The 933-nt window shown below is 34.5% G+C and carries 1 protein-coding gene and 1 pseudogene; both read left to right on the top strand.

The window, feature by feature from the left end; all coding sequences use genetic code 11:
• A pseudogene (locus tag NK213_RS20215) lies at nt 1–207 on the top strand (hypothetical protein); the annotation flags it as partial.
• Between the two features lie 10 nt (nt 208–217).
• The coding region (locus tag NK213_RS20220) for a hypothetical protein (RefSeq protein ID WP_253352700.1) at nt 218–933 on the top strand (716 nt) is incomplete at its 3' end.

Genomic DNA, 933 nt, shown 5'->3' on the forward strand with positions numbered 1-933 from the left:
ACAGGGGACAGCACTGTAAAATCAGGCGGAGCATCATACATTTATGACGGAAGTAACTGGATAAAGATATCAGAATTTGAGAGCATGGACATGATAATTGACTGGACAGATATTCAGAATAAGCCTAATATTGTTGACATCAAAGTATCGGCAACAGAGCCGACAGGGCAGATAGAAGGAGATATCTGGATACAAGAAACTGTGTAGGTGATTAAGTATGGCAAATGTGAAAATAAAAAAGAAAAAAGATGATGGCGGATATGAACAGCTATATCCGCATACACTTGCAAAAAATGTGATGACAGGAACAGGAAATGTAGACACAGACATAATTATGCTGAGACAAAGAATATTAAATTTAGAATATACTAAAACTCCTGTAGTAATTGAAGTACAGGAAAAATATTCAGACGGAGAATACCAATTCTATGAAGCTTCAAGTTTTCATGCATGGCATTTTCAAAATACAGAAGCCAATTTGAAGATAGTATTTAATGAAACAAATCGGGGTGGAAATATAGTGATAGATGCCACGGACGATATGGGGATGACTATGAACTACCCCATTTTAGCAGGACTTTATGACAGAAAATTTGAAAACGGCGAAATAAAGCCTGGGAAGATATATGATCTTTTATATTATAACTACCAATTTTATTTGACAGGTAGTGATTCTGACAATAATACGGCAAAAATATTGGTTAATAATCAAATATTCAGTAATGCAACATCTTATTTCGGTAGAGCAGTATTACAAAAAGTAGGAAAAGTGGTTATATTTGCAGGTTATGTAAATAATGCATCACCTTTCAATATAGAGGGAACAATAATAGGACAATTGCCTTACAAGCCTGTTTCAGATATTAATGTAATTCCCAATATATCATTAACAAGCTCAGGTAATATGGTAATTGGCGGTTATGCCACAGCAAC

The sequence above is a fragment of the Sebaldella sp. S0638 genome (assembly GCF_024158605.1).
In the GTDB taxonomy this organism is placed as follows: domain Bacteria; phylum Fusobacteriota; class Fusobacteriia; order Fusobacteriales; family Leptotrichiaceae; genus Sebaldella.